This window comes from Streptomyces sp. NPDC002911 (genome assembly GCF_053591835.1).
On the sequence record NZ_JBSFUO010000008.1, the window covers coordinates 254,065 to 270,471 of the forward strand.

Annotated in this window: 17 protein-coding genes; 13 read left to right on the forward strand and 4 right to left on the reverse strand. The window is 69.2% G+C overall.

Annotated elements, in window-relative coordinates; genetic code table 11:
• The 5 genes from ACWD04_RS15780 (at window position 1) to ACWD04_RS15800 (ending at window position 6,378) form a co-directional block, all read left to right on the forward strand.
• Entirely contained in the window at window positions 1-1,017 is a 1,017-nt protein-coding gene (locus tag ACWD04_RS15780) for a carbohydrate ABC transporter permease (protein WP_451132128.1), read from the forward strand.
• Window positions 1,014-1,901, forward strand: a complete 888-nt coding sequence (locus ACWD04_RS15785) for a sugar ABC transporter permease (protein ID WP_451132130.1) — start codon at window positions 1,014-1,016, stop codon at window positions 1,899-1,901. Before ACWD04_RS15780 ends, ACWD04_RS15785 begins: the two co-directional genes overlap by 4 nt.
• Window positions 1,902-1,998: 97 nt before the next feature.
• The gene (locus tag ACWD04_RS15790) at window positions 1,999-3,681 is read left to right on the forward strand and encodes a glycoside hydrolase family 13 protein (protein ID WP_451132132.1); all 1,683 of its coding nucleotides are present in this window, start codon (window positions 1,999-2,001) and stop codon (window positions 3,679-3,681) included.
• A complete protein-coding gene (locus ACWD04_RS15795; protein WP_451132134.1) occupies window positions 3,666-4,724 on the forward strand; it encodes a LacI family DNA-binding transcriptional regulator in 1,059 nt (352 codons plus the stop codon). The genes ACWD04_RS15790 and ACWD04_RS15795 overlap by 16 nt, the downstream gene beginning before the upstream one ends.
• 208 nt (window positions 4,725-4,932) lie before the next feature.
• The gene (locus ACWD04_RS15800) at window positions 4,933-6,378 is read left to right on the forward strand and encodes a cellulase family glycosylhydrolase (RefSeq protein ID WP_451132136.1); all 1,446 of its coding nucleotides are present in this window, start codon (window positions 4,933-4,935) and stop codon (window positions 6,376-6,378) included.
• A gap of 74 nt (window positions 6,379-6,452) precedes the next feature.
• On the opposite strand, the gene ACWD04_RS15805 is transcribed toward ACWD04_RS15800, so the two are convergent.
• The 3 genes from ACWD04_RS15805 to ACWD04_RS15815 are packed head-to-tail and all read right to left on the reverse strand — an operon-like array spanning window position 6,453 to window position 7,795.
• Window positions 6,453-6,662, reverse strand: coding sequence for a DUF397 domain-containing protein (locus ACWD04_RS15805; RefSeq protein ID WP_451132138.1), 210 nt, complete (start codon window positions 6,660-6,662; stop codon window positions 6,453-6,455).
• 48 nt (window positions 6,663-6,710) lie between these two features.
• Window positions 6,711-6,920 (reverse strand): DUF397 domain-containing protein, encoded by a 210-nt coding sequence (locus tag ACWD04_RS15810; RefSeq protein WP_451132140.1) that lies wholly within the window; start codon window positions 6,918-6,920, stop codon window positions 6,711-6,713.
• Window positions 6,917-7,795, reverse strand: a complete 879-nt coding sequence (locus ACWD04_RS15815) for a helix-turn-helix domain-containing protein (RefSeq protein ID WP_451132142.1) — start codon at window positions 7,793-7,795, stop codon at window positions 6,917-6,919. The genes ACWD04_RS15810 and ACWD04_RS15815 overlap by 4 nt, the downstream gene beginning before the upstream one ends.
• A 163-nt stretch (window positions 7,796-7,958) precedes the next feature.
• Between ACWD04_RS15815 and ACWD04_RS15820 the strand changes: the two genes are divergently transcribed.
• The 4 genes from ACWD04_RS15820 to ACWD04_RS15835 all read left to right on the forward strand — a co-directional run bounded on the left by ACWD04_RS15820 (window position 7,959) and on the right by ACWD04_RS15835 (window position 10,818).
• On the forward strand, window positions 7,959-8,387 hold the full coding sequence (locus tag ACWD04_RS15820) for an ATP-binding protein (protein WP_451132144.1): 429 nt from the start codon (window positions 7,959-7,961) through the stop codon (window positions 8,385-8,387).
• A 280-nt stretch (window positions 8,388-8,667) separates the two neighbouring features.
• Entirely contained in the window at window positions 8,668-9,561 is an 894-nt protein-coding gene (locus ACWD04_RS15825; protein ID WP_451132146.1) for a helix-turn-helix domain-containing protein, read from the forward strand.
• 16 nt (window positions 9,562-9,577) lie between these two features.
• A complete protein-coding gene (locus ACWD04_RS15830) occupies window positions 9,578-10,465 on the forward strand; it encodes a hypothetical protein (protein ID WP_451132148.1) in 888 nt (295 codons plus the stop codon).
• A gap of 74 nt (window positions 10,466-10,539) precedes the next feature.
• A complete protein-coding gene (locus ACWD04_RS15835) occupies window positions 10,540-10,818 on the forward strand; it encodes a hypothetical protein (protein WP_451132150.1) in 279 nt (92 codons plus the stop codon).
• Window positions 10,819-11,134: 316 nt separating this feature from the next.
• Here the strand turns inward: ACWD04_RS15835 and ACWD04_RS15840 are convergent, their stop codons facing one another.
• Entirely contained in the window at window positions 11,135-11,560 is a 426-nt protein-coding gene (locus ACWD04_RS15840; RefSeq protein WP_451132152.1) for a hypothetical protein, read from the reverse strand.
• A 156-nt stretch (window positions 11,561-11,716) separates the two neighbouring features.
• Here ACWD04_RS15840 and ACWD04_RS15845 point away from each other — a divergent pair, with 156 nt between their 5' ends.
• From ACWD04_RS15845 to ACWD04_RS15860, 4 genes are all read left to right on the forward strand, one after another.
• Entirely contained in the window at window positions 11,717-12,358 is a 642-nt protein-coding gene (locus ACWD04_RS15845; RefSeq protein ID WP_451132154.1) for a DUF998 domain-containing protein, read from the forward strand.
• A gap of 52 nt (window positions 12,359-12,410) precedes the next feature.
• On the forward strand, window positions 12,411-12,782 hold the full coding sequence (locus ACWD04_RS15850; protein ID WP_451132156.1) for a YciI family protein: 372 nt from the start codon (window positions 12,411-12,413) through the stop codon (window positions 12,780-12,782).
• A 49-nt stretch (window positions 12,783-12,831) separates the two neighbouring features.
• Window positions 12,832-14,091 (forward strand): RNA polymerase sigma factor, encoded by a 1,260-nt coding sequence (locus ACWD04_RS15855; protein ID WP_451132158.1) that lies wholly within the window; start codon window positions 12,832-12,834, stop codon window positions 14,089-14,091.
• A 517-nt stretch (window positions 14,092-14,608) separates the two neighbouring features.
• A complete protein-coding gene (locus ACWD04_RS15860) occupies window positions 14,609-16,330 on the forward strand; it encodes a carbohydrate-binding module family 20 domain-containing protein (RefSeq protein ID WP_451132160.1) in 1,722 nt (573 codons plus the stop codon).
• Window positions 16,331-16,407 lie beyond the last annotated feature (77 nt).

Here is a 16,407-nt window from a genome sequence, read left to right on the forward strand (position 1 = left end):
ATGGCTGTCCACACCAGCCAGTCGGTGGCGAAGGCCGCGGGCGACGATGTCGCCCGCGGCCGGAGCCGCGGTACTGGCAACCCCCCGCCACCGAGCAGAATCCGGCGCGCCCTGTCGGTCCACTGGTATGCCTGGACCATGGTCGCCCCGGTCGTGCTCGTGATCGGCGTGATCATCGGCTACCCGCTGGTCCGAGGCATCTGGCTGTCGCTGACCGACGCCAACGAGCGCAACGTCGCCCGGTCCATCGGTGTCAACGAGATGCCCGCCACGTACGAGTTCGTGGGCCTCGACAACTACGCCGACGCCCTGACCGGCACCCAGTTCCTCGGCACGCTGGGCTGGACGCTGGTGTGGACGGTCTCCTGTGTCACCATCACCTTCTGCCTGGGCATGGCCCTCGCCAACATCCTCAACCGCAGGATCGCCGGCCGCTCCGCCTACCGCATGGCGCTGATCCTGCCCTGGGCCATCCCCGGCTTCGTCTCGGTCTTCGCCTGGCGCTTCCTCTACAACGAGAACAACGGCCTGCTCAACAAGATCCTCGGCGGCGCCGGAATCGACGGCATACCCTGGCTGAACGACCCCACCTGGGCCAAGTTCTCCGTCATCGCCGTCAACGTCTGGCTCGGTGTGCCGTTCATGATGGTCGCCCTGCTCGGCGGGCTCCAGTCGATCCCCTCGGAGCAGTACGAGGCCGCGGAGATGGACGGTGCCACCGCCTGGCAGCGCTTCCGCCACGTCACGCTCCCCGGACTGCGCCCGGTGTCCACCACGGTGGTCCTGCTCTCCACCATCTGGACCTTCAACATGTTCCCGGTGATCTTCCTGCTGACCCGCGGCGGACCCGGTGAGGCCACCCAGATCCTGGTCACCCAGGCGTACAAATTCTCCTTCGAGATCAGCCCGCGCGACTTCGCGCAGTCCTCCACCTGGGGCGTGCTGATCCTCGTACTCCTGATGCTCTTCGCCATGGTGTACCGGCGAGTGCTCCGCACGCAGGGAGACAACTGGTGACCACCGTCACGGCAACCCCCGCCACCGCCGTCGAGCAGGGCGCCCGCAAGGTCCGCAAGCGCGGCGACCGCTCGCCGGCCGCTTCCGTGGCCCTGCACCTCACCCTGATCATCATGTCGGTGATCGCGGTCTTCCCGGTGCTCTGGGTCCTGCTGACCTCGCTGAAGCCCGCGAAATTCGCGTCCACCACCGACTTCTTCAAAGAGACGACGTTCGAGAACTACACGAACCTGATCAAGGACACCGAGTTCCTGAGCTGGTTCGGCAACTCCGTGATCGTCGCGGGCCTCTCCACCGTCATCGGCGTCTTCGTCTCCGCCACCACCGGCTACGCCGTCAGCCGCTTCCGCTTCCCCGGCAAGCGCGGGCTGATGTGGACGCTGCTGGTCACCCAGATGTTCCCGGTGGCCGTCCTCATCGTGCCGATCTACAACATCATGTCGACGATGGGCCTGCTCAACCAGCCGGCCGGGCTCGTCATCACCTACCTCACCATCTCGGTTCCCTTCTGCGCCTGGATGATGAAGGGCTTCTTCGACACGATCCCGCGCGAGATCGACGAGTCGGGTCAGGTCGACGGACTCACCCCGTTCGGCACGTTCTGGCGGCTCATCCTGCCGCTCGCCAAGCCCGGCCTCGCCGTCACCGCCTTCTACTCCTTCATCACCGCCTGGGGCGAAGTGGCGTACGCCTCCGCGTTCATGGTCGGTGACGAGAACCTCACGCTCGCCGGCGGACTGCAGAAGTTCGTCAACCAGTACGGAGCCCAGTGGGGCCCGATGACCGCGGCGTCCGTGCTCATCGCCATCCCGGCCGCGCTGGTCTTCCTCTTCGCGCAGAAGCACCTGGTCACCGGCATGTCCGCCGGAGCCGTCAAGGGCTGACAGTCCCGCACGACCGTACGACCGCACCCGTCACGGCGGCGCCGGATCCCCGACCCGGTCCCGGCGCCGCTCCCCACCCAGACACCCCAGGGACGACATGACCCAGCACCTCGCTGCCCCCTCCACCGGCACGTCCGACGACGCCCCGGGCCACCGCACCGGCTGGTGGCAGGACGCGGTGATCTACCAGGTCTATCCACGGAGCTTCGCCGACGGCAACGGCGACGGCATGGGCGACCTCGCGGGCGTCACCGCGCGGCTCCCGTACCTCAGGGACCTCGGTGTCGATGCCGTCTGGCTCAGCCCCTTCTACGCCTCGCCGCAGGCGGACGCGGGCTACGACGTCGCCGACTACCGCGCGATCGACCCGATGTTCGGCACGCTCCTCGACGCCGACGCGCTGATCCGCGAGGCCCACGGCCTGGGTCTGCGCATCATCGTCGACCTGGTGCCCAACCACTCCTCCGACCAGCACGAGTGGTTCAAGCGCGCCCTCGCCGAGGGCCCCGGATCCGCCCTGCGCGAGCGTTACCACCTCCGCCCCGGCAAGGGCACCGGCGGCGAACTCCCGCCCAACGACTGGGAGTCCATCTTCGGCGGCCCCGCCTGGACCCGGACCACCGACCCGGACGGCACCCCCGGCGAGTGGTACCTGCACCTCTTCGCGCCGGAGCAGCCCGACTTCAACTGGGAACACCCGGCCGTCGCCGACGAGTTCCGCTCCATCCTGCGCTTCTGGCTCGACATGGGTGTCGACGGTTTCCGGGTCGACGTCGCCCACGGCCTCGTCAAGGCGGAGGGCCTCCCGGACCTCGGATCGCACGACCAGCTGAAGCTGCTGGGCAGCGCTGACGACGGCCTGCCGTTCTTCGACCAGGACGGTGTGCACGAGATCTACCGCAGCTGGCGCACCATCCTCGACGAGTACCCGGGCGGGCGCATCCTCGTAGCCGAGGCGTGGACCCCGACCGTCGAGCGCACCGCCAACTACGTGCGCCCCGACGAGATGCACCAGGCCTTCAACTTCCAGTACCTGTCGACCGCCTGGGACGCCGCCGAGCTGCGCGCCGTCATCGACTCCTCGCTCGACGCGATGCGGCCGGTGGGCGCCCCCACCACCTGGGTGCTCTCCAACCACGACGTCACCCGGCACACCACCCGCTTCGGCAATCCGCCGGGCCTGGGCACCCAGATCCGTACCCCCGGCGACCGCGAGCTCGGCCTTCGCAGGGCCCGCGCCGCGACCCTGCTGATGCTGGCCCTTCCCGGCTCCGCCTACGTCTACCAGGGCGAGGAGCTCGGCCTGCCCGACGTCACCGACCTGCCCGACGAGGCCCGCCAGGACCCGTCCTTCTTCCGCGCCGAGGGCCAGGACGGATTCCGCGACGGATGCCGGGTGCCGATCCCGTGGACCCGCGACGGCAGCTCGTACGGCTTCGGCGACAGAGGCAGCTGGCTGCCGCAGCCCGGCAGCTGGGGCGCGCTGTCCGTCGAGGCGCAGGACGGCACGGAGGGCTCCACCCTGGAGCTGTACCGCGCCGCGATCGCGGCCCGGCGCGAGCACCCGGGACTCGGCGCCGGCACAAACGTCGAGTGGCTGGACGGCCCCGAGGGCGTCCTCGTTCTCGGCCGCCCCGGCTTCGTCTGCACCGTCAACACGACGGGCGCACCGGTACGGATCGGCGCCCCCGGCACCCTGCTGCTCGCCAGCACCCCGGTGACCGTCGACGACGGCACGTGCGAGCTGCCCGCCGACACCACGGTGTGGTGGACGGTGTGACCGTCCCCGCACCCAGGACCGGACCGGCGCTGCGGCTCTCCGACATCGCCGGTCAGGCCGCGGTCAGCGAGGCCACCGTCAGCCGGGTCCTCAACGGGAAGCCGGGCGTCGCGGACACCACGCGTCAGCGGGTGCTCGCGGCGCTCGACATCCTCGGCTACGAACGCCCCGTACGGCTGCGGCAGCGCAGCGCCGGGCTGATCGGACTGGTGACGCCCGAGCTCACCAACCCGATCTTCCCGGCGTTCGCGCAGTCCGTGGAGCAGGTCCTCGCCGGGCACGGCTACACCCCCGTGCTCTGCACCCAGCTGCCCGGCGGTGCCACGGAGGACGAGCTGGTCGAGCAGCTCGTCGAGCGTGGCGTGGGCGGCATCGTGTTCCTGTCCGGGCTGCACGCCGACACGTCGGCCGACCCGGCGCGGTACGCCGCGCTCACCGAGCGCGGCGTACCGTTCGTCCTCATCAACGGCTACAACGAGCGCGTCAGCGCCCCGTTCGTCTCACCCGACGACCAGGCCGCCGTACGGATGGCCGTCAGCCATCTCGCCGAGCTCGGACACCGGCGGATCGGCCTGGCGATCGGGCCGCAGCGCTATGTGCCCTCCCGCCGCAAGCACGACGGCTTCGTCGACGCGGCCGTCTCGCTGCTGGACATGGACCGCGAGGAAGCCGAACTCCTCGTCTGCTCCACCTTGTTCAGCGTCGAAGGCGGCCAGGTCGCGGCAGGCGCCCTGTTCGACGTGGGCTGCACCGGCATCGTCTGCGGCAGCGACCTGATGGCGCTCGGCGTGGTCCGGGCGGCGCGGGGGAGGGGCTTCGACGTACCGCGGGACGTCTCCGTCGTCGGCTTCGACGACTCGCAGCTGATCGCCTTCACCGACCCGCCGCTGACCACGGTGCGCCAGCCGGTGCAGGCGATGGCGGCGGCGGCGGTGGGCGCCCTGCTGGAGGAGATCGCCGGAAGTCCCGTGCAGCGTACGGAGTACGTGTTCCAGCCGGAGCTCGTGGTGCGGGGGTCCACGGCGGCGGTGCGCACCGTCTGAGCGGTACGTGCGCATGCGGGGCCGGGTCGGGAGGGGGGACGCGGCCCCGTTTCGCGCACCTGCCGGGTGGCTGCCGGGTACCTGCAGGGGCACAGTCGTCGACGGGAGCACATGAGTCTTGTCGTGAACCTTGCAAAACGCCTCCGTTCCTTGGTTCCCTTCCGTTAGGAAAGTTTCCTAACCGGCAGCCCTGTGAACGGAGCCCTGCATGAGCCCCGCACGTTTCCGGATTCGCCCGGTCGCCGCCGCGATCGGCGGCGCCTTACTCTTCGCCCTGACCTTCACCGCCGCACCGGCCGCGCCCGCCGCCCCCGTTCCGGACCGGACAGCCGCCGTCGCCGGTCAGCAGACGCAGGCCTCCGGCGCCGGGGTGACCGCGAAGATCACCCAGACCTCGGCATGGGACAGCGGCTACGGTGCCGACGTGTCCATCAGGAACAGCGGCGACACGGCGGCGAGCGGCTGGACCGTCGAGTTCGACCTGCCGGCCGGGACGGACGTGTCCGGTCAGTGGTCCACGACCAGGACCCGGCAGGGCCAGCACTACACCTTCACCAACGTCTCCTACAACGGCGCCATCGCCCCCGGCCAGGCGGTGAGCTTCGGTTTCAACGCCAGCGGTCTCGGGCTGCCCTTCAACTGCACCATCAACGGCGCGCCCTGCGAGGGTGGCGGCGGAACCACCGAACCGCCCGTCGACCCTCCGCCCGGTGCGAGCCCGGTCGCCGTCAACGGACAGCTCACCGTGTGCGGTACCAAGCTCTGCAACGAGCACGGCAACCCCATCCAGCTGCGCGGCATGAGCAGTCACGGCACGCAGTGGTACCCGCAGTGCCTGACCGGCGGCTCGCTGGACGCCCTCGCGGACGACTGGAAGGCCGACGTCCTGCGCGTCTCCACATACGTACAGGAGGACGGTTACGAGACCGACCCCGAGCACTTCACCGACCTCGCGAACACCCTCATCCAGCAGGCGACCGACCGCGGGATGTACGTCATCGTCGACTGGCACATGCTCAGCCCGGGTGACCCGAACGCCAACCTCGCCAACGCGCGGAAGTTCTTCACCGACATCGCGAACCGCAACAAGACGAAGAGCAACATCCTCTACGAGATCGCCAACGAACCCAGTGGCGTGAGCTGGCCGCAGATCAAGAGCTACGCGGAGCAGATCATCCCGGTCATCAGGAACATCGACTCCGACGCCCCCGTGCTCGTCGGCACCCGGGCCTGGTCCTCGTTCGGTGTGTCCGAAGGGTCCGGTGAATCGGAGGTCGTGAACAACCAGGTCAGGGCCTCCAACATCATGTACACCTTCCACTTCTACGCCGACTCGCACCGCGACGAGTACCTGGCGACCCTCTCCCGGGCCGCCGACAAGCTCCCCGTGTTCGTCACCGAGTTCGGCACCCAGAACTACTCGGGCGAGGGGGAAAACGACTTCGCCATGTCCCAGCGCTACCTCGACCTGATGGCGGCCAAGAAGATCAGCTGGGTCAACTGGAACTTCTCCGACGACCACCGCTCGGGTGCCGTCTTCAAGACCGGCACCTGCGACAACGGAGGCCCCTGGGCCGGCACCTCGTCACTGAAGCCCGCCGGAGTCTGGATCCGCGACCGGATCAGGACCCCGGACGACTTCCGGACGAGCTGACCTCCACCCGTCTGCCGGCCCGCCTGCTGTCCGGGGGTCCCCTCCGGGCGGCAGGCGGACGGGTGTGCGGGAGGTCAGCGCTCGGAGGCGTACGTCAGGAAGGCTGCCCAGGTGGTGGGGGTGAAGCCTAGGCGGGGGCCGGAAAGGCTCTTCGAGTCCCGGACGAGAACGGCGCCGGGTGCGGTCGCGACCTCGACGCAGTCGTTGCCGCTGCTGCGGTCGCTGAAACTGCTTTTGCACCAGACCAGTTCGCGGGTGTCCTCGGCGGAGGGCTTGTGGATCACGGCTCTCCCCGGAGCGGTTCGGCGGTGACTGCGCCCGACACGGGAGAGTCAGTCCTCGGAGGCGTATGCAAGGAAGGCTTCCCATGCTGTCGAGGTGAACCCGAGGTACGGCCCGGGAACGCTTTTGGAGTCGCGAACCCGCACGGCACCAGGGGCCGCCGCAACCTCAACGCACTCGTTGCTGTTGCTGCTGTCGCTGTAGCTGCTCTTGAACCACTCCAGCTCCGTGGGTACCCCGGCGGAGGGCTTGTGGGTCATGTCTCTCCTCGCGCTTGCTCGATGAAGGCCAGCGACTCCCGAGGCGTGAGAGCCTGAGCCCGGATGATGCCACACCGCAGTTCGATGATCCGGAGGTGTTTCGGGTCTGCTACCGGGCGGCTCCCGAAGTCCCCCTCGGAGCGCCCCACGGCGGAGCCGTCCCCGAACTTCAGCACTTGCATCTCCCCTCCCATGCCCGCATGGTCGTCGCGTCCAGTCGGCATGACCTGAATCTCGACGTTGCGCAACTGGCCGAGATGCAGAATGCGTTCGAGCTGACGGCGTAGGACCATTCTGCCTCCGAGATGGCGGCGCAGCGTCACCTCTTCCTGGACAAAGCTGAGTTCTGGTGCGGGTGACCGTTCAAAGACGGACTGCCGAGCCACTCGAGCGGCCACAAGTCTCTCCACCTCGTCAGATGAGTAGGCCGGCCGCCGCATCCCGAAGAGCGCCCGCGCGTACTCCTCCGTCTGCAACAGGCCATGGAGATTGTGGCTGCCGTAGGCCGAGAGCTCGACCGCTCGTGCCTCCAGCTCTGCCAACTCCCGAATCTTTCTCGGGTAGCGCGCCTCGGCCATCTCCTTCTTGAACATGGAGAGCTTGCCGCCTGCCCCCAGGACATCGTCCGCCTTGTCCAGGAACTCCGGCCGGGGGATGCGCCTCCCGCCCTCCGCCTTGAAGACCAGATCCTCCCCGTACCCGATCGCCGCACCGAACTCGGCAGCCCGCATGCCCGCCGCCTCCCGCCAGGCCTTGATCTGGCGGCCCACGGAGGCGACCAGCGCCACCCCTGGCTCGTCGTCGGGATCGACGTCCCAGCCGGGCTCGTCCGCCCCGCCGTCCTTGTGCCGCGTACCAGCCTCATCCACGCTCATCCGTGCCCCACTTCCGACGCGCCTGCCGTCCTTGCACCAACCTCTGTCGTCCCCGGCGCGTCACCCCGGACAGCCGGGACAGCACTGGACAGGAGTGGACAATCACCGTACGTAACCGGCCCGCCCCTCTTCACCGTACGTAAAAACGGCCACTCTGAGTGATGTGACCGAAGAAATCACTCGAACCGAACATTCCGCTCCGACACGGCAGTTCATTGTGCTGCTCTCTCCCACCCGCCGGGGCGCCAGGCTTGCCCGCCTGCTGGCCACGGCACACCTGGGGGACTGGGGGCTGCCCACCGGGGCTGCGGCGCACATCGTCGCCGAACTGGCCGCCAACGCCGCCGTGCACGGCCGCGTATCAGGACGGGACTTCAGGCTGAGCCTCGCGGTCCACCGCGAGGTGCTGCTCCGGATCGAGGTGACCGATACCCGGTGCGAACGGCTCCCCGGCACCGTCGATATGCCCGCCGACGACGCGGAGTCGGGGCGCGGCCTCCTGATCGTCGGGGCGCTGGCGGACCGCTGGGGCATCGACCTCGGGCCCGCCCCCCGCAAGACGGTCTGGGCCGAACTCGACCTCGTACGGTGACCGCCGCCACCGGGTCGCGGGAGCCCGCGACCCGGTGGGCCGCGACGCGGTGGCCCACGACGCTAAAAGCTTTGAAAGAACTCGGGAAATTACCCTTCCCAACCCAACCCGCCGTGATTCCTGCTTCGTCACTCGCTCGGGTGACATAGGGCAACTGGGCTGGATTCGGCACAGGTTGTCGGGCATATGCTCGCCCCGACCGCCACAGACATGCGACGGCCCCCGACGGGACTGGAATCCCGATCGAGGGCCTGACCACCGAGGAAGAGGCAACTTCCCGATGGGTACCCAGCAGATTACCGCGCCCCCGTGCGCCCGGCCCGCTGTATCCGGCGTGATCCACAACAACGTCCGGCACACCGCGGGCTTCACCGTCATCGGTAACCACCTCGCCCAGCACCGGGGTCTCTCGCTCGTCGCGATCGGCCTGGCCGTGCACATCCAGTCGCTGCCTGCCGGAGCGAGGATCGGCATCAAGCGTCTCGCCGAACGCTTCCCGGAGAGCGAGACCCGTATCGCGGCCGCCCTGCGGGAGTTGGAGGCAGCCGGCTACCTGCATCGCAGCCGCGTACGCCTCGCCGACGGCCGCATCGTGACGCGCACGGTCTCGTGCAACCAGCCGGGAGCGGAGGTCGCTGCCGCCGGTGTTACTCAACCCGCCGCGCGCAGCGTGGCCGAGCCCGCCCCGGTGATCTCAGTGCCGCTGGAGCCGCAGCCCGCTGCCGTACTCGTGCCGCCCCCGACCGCTCGCACGGCCACACCCGTACCGCTCCCGCGGCCGCAGAAGCCCACTCCGGAGCTCCAGCGCACCGCAGCCGCGATCCTGGCCGACCTGCGTCGTCATGCACCCCAACTCGTTCTGTCCGAGGCGGACGTCAACGCTCTCGTGCCTGGGATCGGCACCTGGCTCGAACGCGATGCCCGCCCCGAGATCATCCGGCACGCACTCACCGCCGACCTACCCGTCCCCCTCAAGCACCCCGCCAAGCTCCTGCGGCATCGCATCACGGCCCTTCTGCCGCCGCCGCTGCCCGGCACGCACGAACTGGAGGCCGCGCGCCCTCGAACGATCGTCATCCCGCTGCAGAACTGCGACCGCTGCGACCGCGCGTTCCGCGCGCGGCACCCCGGCCACTGCCGAGACTGCCGCACCGACCTGCCCACAGCCGCCTGATCCCGAACGGAAACCCATGGTCAGCGCACCGCACGAAGCGATGCACCGCATCTTCCAGGAATATCCCAGCCTTCTCTCCGGGCTCGCCGACGTCCTCGGGCTCGAACTGCCGCCCGTCGCTTCGGCAGAGCTTCTGACCGTCGACCTCACCGAAACCGAACCGCTCGAACGTCGTGTCGACACCCTCCTGCGTATCAGGACGGAGAGCGACGGCCCCTTTCTCCTCGTCGTCGAGGCCCAGGGCAAGAAGGACCCAGGCAAAACAGCCAGCTGGCCCTACTACGTCACGTACCTCAACAACAAGTACCGACTGCCCGTCCTGCTCCTCGTCATCTGCCAGGACCACGCGACCGCCGCATGGGCGGCCCGTCCTCTCACCATCGGCCTGCCCCAGTGGCCGACCGTGACCACACGCCCCCTCGTGGCGGGCCCCCACAACATGCCCGTCATCACCGACGTGGCGGAAGCCCGCAAAGACCTGGCATTCGCCACTCTCTCGGCGATCACACACGCTGACAATCCGGACGTCGATGCGATACTGAAGACGATGTCCGTCGCCCTGCGTGACGCACCGGAATCGCTCGTCGAACCGCTCGTCGAATTCATCGCACAAGGGCTGGGCAACCGCCCCGCCGCGCAACAGTGGAGGAACCTGGTGGCCGTGGATCTATCCTTCTACACCTCGCCGCTGTCCGAAGAAATCCGGGACGAAGGCCGAGTCGAGAACCGTGCCGACGATGTTCTGCTCATTCTCGGCGCGCGCGGTATCGACATCACTGACGCCACCCACGAGAAGGTCACCAGCTGTGGTGACCTGGAAGTGCTCCGCCGCTGGTTGGTTCGCGCAGCGTTCGTCACCACCTCCGACGAGATCTTCGACGGGGAGATCTCCGTTGATCGGTAGCGTCGTTCCGATGCCGGTTGCCCTGTGTGGCGCAACCGGCATCGGCCCCGCCCCCGCAACAGTGGAGGAACCTGGTGGCTGATCTCTCCTTCTACATGTCGCCGCTCTCCGAGGAGATCCGGGAGGAAGGCCGCGCCCAACCTCCGTGGACAGAACACCTAGGACGCGCACAAAGCCTCGCCGAGGCTGTCCTGCGCATCCTCGACGTGCGCGGCATCAGCACGACCAAGGCTGTCCGCAACAGGATTACGGCGTGCCTCGACTCGGAGCTCCTGCGCCAGTGGCTGGTTCGCGCCGTCCATGCCACCACCGCCGAAGACATCTTCGGTGAGGAGACCCCCGCCGACCGGTGAGCTGCGTCGCAGAGACGCCGTCGGTGCGCAGCGACGAACAGCCCGGGGAGTGTGGTGCAGGTCCCCCGGCAAGGCATCGCGGCCCGCTTCCACGGTGTGGACGAGGACGTGGCCGGCGTCCAGGCAGGCGTTCAGCCGCCGGTTCGACGCCGACGGAGTGCCGGCGCCGTTTCCGGACCGGCCGGGACTGAGAAGAGTCCTGGGGCCGGAACCACGGCCGGTCCGGACCGCGCCGCCCGCGTGGGCGAGGGGCGCGGGCCGGGCCGGGACGAAAGAGCGTCATCGGTTCGTGGAGTGCTCAGGACGACGGCCGGGTTCAGACCCTGGTCATGGTCGAGGTGTATCCGCCCCCGCCCGGGTAGACCCAGTCGCCGGTCATCGAGGCGCCGTCGGCGCTGAAGGTCCCCTCGAAGTAGGCCGGACTTCCCTTCGCTCCGGCCCAGATGACGAGCGTGTCACCGGTCAGCTCGTAGACGTAGTCGAAGGTGTTGCCCGTCGAGTCGTAGTACCGCGACACCACGTCCGCGCCGGTCGGCTCGCCGAACGGACGCAGGTTCCCGATCAGTTCCAGACCGCTGACCGGCTCTTCGGACTGGGTGAGTTCGACGTGCTGGCTCAGGAAGAACCGGCCGGGCATCCACTCGTAGCGCACGGTTCCTTCGGCTCCGCCGGTCACCGTCCAGGTGCCGACCAGGCGATCCAGGGCCTTCAGTTCGGCGCTCGGCTGGTTGGACTCAGGCATCTCGTTCTCCTTGGTGGGTTCGGGTTCTCGTGGCTACCTCGAAGGCGACGGCCCGTTCTCGACATCCACACGGTGTGGCGTAGGTCACATCGTGGGGGTGTCGAGATCGGTGCCCCCGCCACGAGGTAGCCGGCAGAACCCATCGAGGAGGAAGCCTTGACCGCCACCACCACCGGCCCCGTCGCCCGCAGCTCGAACCGCCTGCTGATCACCGGGGCGCTCGCCGGGCCGGTCTTCTTCGCTTCGGCCGCCGTCCAGATGGCCACACGTAAGGGCTTCGACACCACCCGGCATCCGATCAGCCAGCTCGCCACCGGCGGCGCCGGCTGGATCCAGATCGCTACGTTCGTGCTCGCGGGCCTCGGCGTCCTCGCGCTGGCCGTCGGCATCAGGCGCACGGTCACCGAGGGAGCCGGACGGCGAGCGCTGCCTGTCCTCGTCGGCATCTTCGGTGCCGGGCTGATCGCCTCCGGCCTCTTCCCCATGGACCCGGAGAACGGCTTCCCGGCCGGCACCCCGGACCGGCCGGCCGCTCGGATGTCCTGGCACGGCATCGCGCATTCAGTGTCGGCGGTCGCCGCCTACAGCGCCCTGGCCGTCGCCGCCCTGGTGCTCACCGTGCGGTGCGCGCGCCGCCGGGCCGTCGGCCCGGCCGTGCTGCACGGTGCCGCCGCTCTCGTGCTGCTCCTGCCCATGTCGCCGGACCACATGAGCGTCCAGATCGCCCTGACCGGCCTGGTCGCCTTCACCTGGACGACCGCTCTCGCGCTCTCCCTGCGCCCCACGTCGCGATCCTGACTAGCATCGCCGGACATCGTCGGAGAGCCTGACATCGTCGGAGAGGGACCCCGTGAAGTACCTGTTGCTCGGATACACGCCGGCCGCCGCCTGGGACGCTGCGACCGCCGATGCGCCGACGGAGGAGGCGCTGGCCGCGTTCGCCGCGTACCAGAGGTTCGAGAAGGAACTGTTCGAAACCGGCGAGCTGGTGGGCACCGAGGGCCTGGCCCACCCGGCTCTCACTATCACGGTGAACCGGGGCCCGGACGGCGTGACCGCGACCGACGGGCCGTTCGCAGAGCTCAAGGAGGTCCTTGCCAGCTTTGCCGTCATCGATGTGGCCGGCCGGGAACGGGCCGTTGAGATCGCCTCGCGGATCGTGGAGGTGCTGGGCGAGCCGATCGAGGTCCGGCCGGTCATGGAAGAGGACTTCGCCGCATGACCGGGCGTCCCCCACGAGCTCCGGCGCGGGCGGCGCGCCGCACCGGCCCGTGAAGGGCGGACCGGTCTCGCCCACGCACATCGAGCACCTGCTCCGCGTCGAAGCGCCGCAGGTGCTCGGAGCGTTGGTGCGGCGCTTCGGGCGCTTCGACATCGCCGAGGACGCGGTACAGGAAGCGCTGCTGGCGGCGCACCGGATGTGGTCGGCCGAAGGCGTGCCGGAGAACCCGCGTAGCTGGCTGATCCGGATCGGCTATCGGCGGATGGTCGACCAGCTCCGCTCCGAACAGGCGCGGCGCCGACGCGAGCAGGAAGCCGGTATTGCCGAACTGGCCATGCGGGAACCGGCACGCCGGGCTGGCCCTGCGGAGGAGACGGACGACGGTCTCACCCTGCTGCTGCTCTGCTGCCACCCCGCGCTGAGCCCCGCCTCGCAGGTGGCACTCACCTTGCGCGCGGTCGGCGGACTGACGACCGCCGAGATCGCCCACGCCTTCGGACACGGCGAAGCCACCCTGGCGACGCGGATCAGCCGCGCGAAGCAGCAACTGGCCCGCGTCGGCGCCCGCTTCACCGCGCCCACCGCCGAAGACCGGCAGAGCCGTGTGATGGCCGTCATGCGGGTGCTCTATCTGATCTTCAATGAGGGCTACACGGCCTCCGCCGGTGATGAACTCGCCCGAGTGGACCTGACCGATGAGGCGATCCGGCTGACCCGGTTGCTCGACGACGCGGTTCCGGACGACGCGGAGGTGACCGGCCTCCTGGCGCTGATGCTGCTCACCGGGTCGCGGCATGCCGCCCGCAGCAGCGAAGACGGCGGGCTGGTGCCGCTGGACGAGCAGGACCGCACACGCTGGAATCGCGACCTGATACGCGAGGGCACCCAGCTGATCGACAGCGTCTGGAGTCGGCGCGAGACGGGCCCGTATCAGCTGCAGGCGGCGATCGCCGCACTGCACGCGACGGCTGAGACGCCGGAGCGGACGGACTGGCCGCAGATCGCGATGCTGTACGTGTGGCTCGAACGGCTCACGCCTACCGCGCCGGTGCGGCTGAGCCGGGTGGTCGCGGTCGCCCAGGCCTACGGACCCGCCCGCGGGACGGCATTGCTCGACGACCTCAACAAGCGCCACGGACTGGATGAGGACCCTCTCACCCGGCAACGGGAACGCGCGGTGCGCGCCCACCTGCTGCAGATGACCGGGGACGCGGCCGGGGCGACCGAGCTGTTGCGCGAGGCGGCGGACCTGACCGGCAATCAGGTCGAGCGCCGCTACCTGCTCGACGAAGCCGACCGTCTCACCTGACCGGTCCGACGCCGGGCCCCGGCCGCTGTACGCCTCGGACGTCCGGCTCGTGGGGACGGTGTGCGCTCCTGGCCGTCCTTCCGGATGCCGGAGGTGACAGCCGGTGCGGGGCCGGACGCACGGGAGAGGTCCGGAAGTCGGCCCGGGATGGGCCGGCGGGGAAGCGACGTCCGGGCCTCTCCATGGCGTGACCGGCCCGGTCGGCCGGGCGCGTGGGGCCCGGCGTGCCGGACCCCCGGCCGGCCGGGCCGGAGTCGGGATGAACCTAACAGCCGCGCAATAACTTGCGTAAGGCCTTGCAGGGCAGAAATCTGCGGGGTTTCGCGGATGTGAGCGGGATGTAATCGCGTCGTGTCCAGGGGGTTGACCAGGGCAGGTCAGGATCGTACGGTCTGCTGCACCCCAGGTTTTGCATTCTTGCTGCAAGAACCTTCAGCAGCCTTGACGGCACGGCGTGTTGCCCGGTGAGGCTGCTCCGCCATCCCCGCACCTCTTCCCCCACCGCAGGAGGAACGTCATGGCACGCAGACCCTTGTCTGTCGCGCTGGCCCTCGCCACGGGCGCCGCAGTTCTCGCCGTCCCCGCCGGTCTCGGCGCCGCCGGGACCGCCCAAGCCGCACCGCCCGGCGAGAAGGACGTCACCGCGGTGATGTTCGAGTGGAAGTTCGCCTCGGTCGCCAAGGCCTGTACCGACAGTCTCGGTCCGGCCGGCTACGGATTCGTCCAGGTCTCGCCGCCCCAGGAGCACATCCAGGGCGGCCAGTGGTGGACGTCGTACCAGCCCGTCAGCTACAAGATCGCCGGTCGGCTCGGCGACCGTACGTCCTTCGCGAACATGGTCAACACCTGCCACGGCGCAGGCGTCAAGGTCATCGCCGACTCGGTCATCAACCACATGTCGGCCGGGTCGGGTACGGGCACGGGCGGGACCTCGTACAGCAAGTACGACTACCCGGGCATCTACTCCGGCAGCGACATGGACGACTGCCGGACGCAGATAGGCAACAACTACGGCGACCGGGGCAACGTCCAGAACTGTGAACTGGTGGGCCTCGCCGACCTGGACACCGGTGAGGACTACGTACGCGGCAAGATCGCCGGGTACCTCAACGACCTGCTGGCGCTCGGAGTGGACGGCTTCCGGATCGACGCCGCCAAGCACATGCCGGCCGGTGACCTCGCGAACATCAAGTCCCGGCTGAGCAAACCGAACGTCTACTGGAAGCACGAAGCGATCCACGGAGCCGGCGAGGCCGTCTCGCCCTCCGAGTACCTCGGCAGCGGTGACGTCCAGGAGTTCCGCTACGGCCGCAGCCTCAAGCAGGTCTTCAACGACGAGAAGCTCGCCCACCTGAAGAACTTCGGCGAGGGCTGGGGCTTCATGGAGTCGGGCAAGTCCGCGGTCTTCGTCGACAACCACGACACCGAGCGCGGCGGCGACACCCTGAACTACAAGGACGGCTCGAAGTACACCCTGGCAAGCGTCTTCATGCTGGCCTACCCGTACGGCTCCCCGGACGTGCACTCCGGCTACGAGTTCAGCAACCACGACGCCGGCCCGCCCAACGGCGGCCAGGTGAACGCCTGCTACAGCGACGGCTGGAAGTGCCAGCACGCCTGGCGCGAAATCTCCTCCATGGTCGGCTTCCGCAACGCCGCCCGCGGCCAGGGCGTCTCGAACTGGTGGGACAACGGCGGCGACCAGATCGCCTTCGGACGCGGCTCCAAGGCGTACGTCGCCATCAACCACGAGGGCTCCTCGCTGACCCGCACGTTCCAGACGTCGCTGCCCGCCGGTGACTACTGCGACGTCCAGTCCGGCAAGGGCGTCACCGTCAACGGCTCGGGACAGTTCACCGCCACCCTCGGCTCCGGCACCGCCGTGGCCCTGCACATCGGCGCCCGCACCTGCACGGGCGGCGGCTCGGACCCCGGCACGGGTGAGGCCGGCGCCTCCTTCGGCGTCAACGCCACCACCCAGCTCGGCCAGAACATCTACGTCACCGGCGACCAGGCCGCCCTCGGCAGCTGGAACCCCGCCGGAGCCCTGAAGCTCGACCCGGCGACATACCCCGTCTGGAAGCTGGACGTGAGCCTGCCCGCCGGGACCACGTTCGCTTACAAGTACCTCCGCAAGGACGCGAGCGGCAACGTCACCTGGGAAAGCGGCGCCAACCGCACCGCCACCGTGCCGTCCTCCGGCAAGGTCGCGCTGACCGCCGACGTCTGGCGCAGCTGACCCGCACCGACCAGCGGGCCGGGGACGCGTCACACACGTCCCCGGCCCGCGCCGCTGGAACCCATCTCTGAAAGCCG

Excerpts from the sequence above, each read along its gene's own strand:
- ACWD04_RS15810 (WP_451132140.1), bottom strand. The coding sequence starts at position 6,920 with ATGACCCACAAGCCCTCCGCCGGGGTACCCACGGAGCTGGAGTGGTTC.
- ACWD04_RS15840 (WP_451132152.1), bottom strand. The coding sequence starts at position 11,560 with ATGCCTGAGTCCAACCAGCCGAGCGCCGAACTGAAGGCCCTGGATCGC.
- ACWD04_RS15780 (WP_451132128.1), top strand. The coding sequence starts at position 1 with ATGGCTGTCCACACCAGCCAGTCGGTGGCGAAGGCCGCGGGCGACGAT.
- ACWD04_RS15860 (WP_451132160.1), top strand. The coding sequence starts at position 14,609 with ATGGCACGCAGACCCTTGTCTGTCGCGCTGGCCCTCGCCACGGGCGCC.
- ACWD04_RS15790 (WP_451132132.1), top strand. The coding sequence starts at position 1,999 with ATGACCCAGCACCTCGCTGCCCCCTCCACCGGCACGTCCGACGACGCC.
- ACWD04_RS15830 (WP_451132148.1), top strand. The coding sequence starts at position 9,578 with ATGGTCAGCGCACCGCACGAAGCGATGCACCGCATCTTCCAGGAATAT.
- ACWD04_RS15815 (WP_451132142.1), bottom strand. The coding sequence starts at position 7,795 with ATGAGCGTGGATGAGGCTGGTACGCGGCACAAGGACGGCGGGGCGGAC.
- ACWD04_RS15825 (WP_451132146.1), top strand. The coding sequence starts at position 8,668 with ATGGGTACCCAGCAGATTACCGCGCCCCCGTGCGCCCGGCCCGCTGTA.
- ACWD04_RS15800 (WP_451132136.1), top strand. The coding sequence starts at position 4,933 with ATGAGCCCCGCACGTTTCCGGATTCGCCCGGTCGCCGCCGCGATCGGC.